The sequence below is a fragment of the Polaromonas sp. P1_E1_2 genome (genome assembly GCF_056406035.1).
Genome location: NZ_JBFUAZ010000765.1, coordinates 1 through 1,673, shown reverse-complemented (window position 1 = coordinate 1,673; position 1,673 = coordinate 1). Strand labels below are relative to the sequence as shown.

The 1,673-nt window shown below is 56.9% G+C and carries 3 protein-coding genes; 2 read left to right on the top strand and 1 reads right to left on the bottom strand.

Annotation, left to right across the window (positions count from 1 at the left end; all coding sequences use genetic code 11):
- Window positions 1–235: AFG1/ZapE family ATPase (gene zapE / locus AC1D1P_RS22655; RefSeq protein WP_477674538.1), on the top strand; the 235-nt coding region annotated here is incomplete at its 5' end.
- On the top strand, window positions 232–891 hold the full coding sequence (locus tag AC1D1P_RS22650) for a hypothetical protein (RefSeq protein ID WP_477669347.1): 660 nt from the start codon (window positions 232–234) through the stop codon (window positions 889–891). The genes zapE and AC1D1P_RS22650, both read left to right, overlap by 4 nt.
- Here AC1D1P_RS22650 and AC1D1P_RS22645 read toward each other — a convergent pair.
- Window positions 880–1,665, bottom strand: coding sequence for a PP2C family protein-serine/threonine phosphatase (locus AC1D1P_RS22645; RefSeq protein WP_477669618.1), 786 nt, complete (start codon window positions 1,663–1,665; stop codon window positions 880–882). The genes AC1D1P_RS22650 and AC1D1P_RS22645 overlap by 12 nt on opposite strands.
- Window positions 1,666–1,673: the final 8 nt, after the last annotated feature.

Genomic DNA, 1,673 nt, shown 5'->3' with positions numbered 1-1,673 from the left:
ACCGCATATGCCGGTGCGTATGGCATCGGAGGCACGGCGGTTTACCTGGCTGGTGGATGTGCTGTATGACCGCCGGGTCAAGTTGATCATGTCGGCAGAAGTCGCTCCTGAGGCGTTGTACACCGAGGGGCCGCTGGTACACGAATTCCCCCGTACGGTTTCCCGGCTCAACGAAATGCAGTCAAAGGAATTCCTGGCGCTTGAACGCAGAAACGTGGACACAACACTCACATGAAGCATCTGGTTACCGCCTGTTTTCTCATCGCTTTAAGCGTGCTCGCGAATGCGCAGTCCACGGTCGAGACGGCTGCACCCGCTGACCAGATGCGAAGCATTGATGCCGAGCGGACGAGAATCAGCGTCGAACGCAACAGGCTGGAGGCAGGATTTTTGGCTGAGGATGCTGCCTGCTACGACCGGTTTGCCGTCAACAGTTGCCTGGGAAAAGTCAATGACCGGCGGCGCGAAGCCATGGCAGACCTTCGCCGGCAAGAGCTGTCGCTCAATGACGAGGAACGCCGCATCAGGGGTGCGGAGCAGATCCGTAAAACGGAAGAAAAATCGTCACCGGAGAAACAGCAGGAGGCTGCGGATCGTCGGGCGAAAGCTCTGGAAGACTCCCAGTCTCGTCTTGAGCGAGAAAAAAAGAAAACCGAAGACCGCGCTGCGGCCAAGGCAGGTGAGCAAGGTAGTAGCGACGCGAACGCTGCCAGATTAAAAAGCGGTCAGGAAAAATCCCAGTCCAGAAGCGAAAAGCAGGCCGTTGCAGCGGAAGAGGCTAAAAAATTCAACGACCGCCAAAAGGAGGCGCTGGAGCGCAAAGCCCAGCATGAAAGAGATCGTCTGAAGCAGACCAAGCCGCCAGCGAAGTCCTTACCCTTACCCGACTAAGCGGGTCGGTGGCTCAGCGGCCAAAGGCTCGAGTTTGACAATCACCAGCGAGAGATTGTCACCGCCGCCTCGCGCGCGGGAACGTGCTTTCTGAATCAGGAATTCAGTGGCTTCACGGGGTGACAGCATGGACAGGGCTGAGCCCATTTCACTGGTGCTGAAATAGTGCCAGACCCCATCGCTGCAAGCCAGCAGGACGTCTTCAGGCCGGAGTTGCGGGATGAAATGATGGGTAATAGGTGGCGCATCCTCCGTACCCAGGCAACCCATCAGGATGTTTGACTGCGGATGGACATTGGCTTCTTCCTCAGTAATCTCGCCTTTGTCCACCAGAGTCTGCACATACGAGTGGTCCACCGTCCTGTGTACCAGTTTGCTGCCCTGGTAATGGTAAATCCTTGAATCGCCGGTATGTACCCAGTGACAGTCCCCACCCGGGTTGATCAGAAATGCCGCCAGCGTGCTGTGCGGTTCCTGCTCGGCCGAGATCGCCGTCAGTTTGATGACGATATGGGCTTCTTCGATGACCTGCTTGAGCATCGCAGGCGCATCGTCCGTTTCCGGGGCATAACGTTCAAAAAGCTGCTTGGCCGTCAACATGACCTGATCGGACGCCTTCCGTCCTCCGCTACGGCCTCCCATGCCGTCAGCCACGATACCCAGCATACAGCCGGGAATGCGTGAGTGACTGAACAGATTGACCTGATCCTGCTGGTAGTCCCGATCGCCTTTATGGATACCGGTGGACGCTGTGATTCGATAACCTTTGGACATTGTGTGGT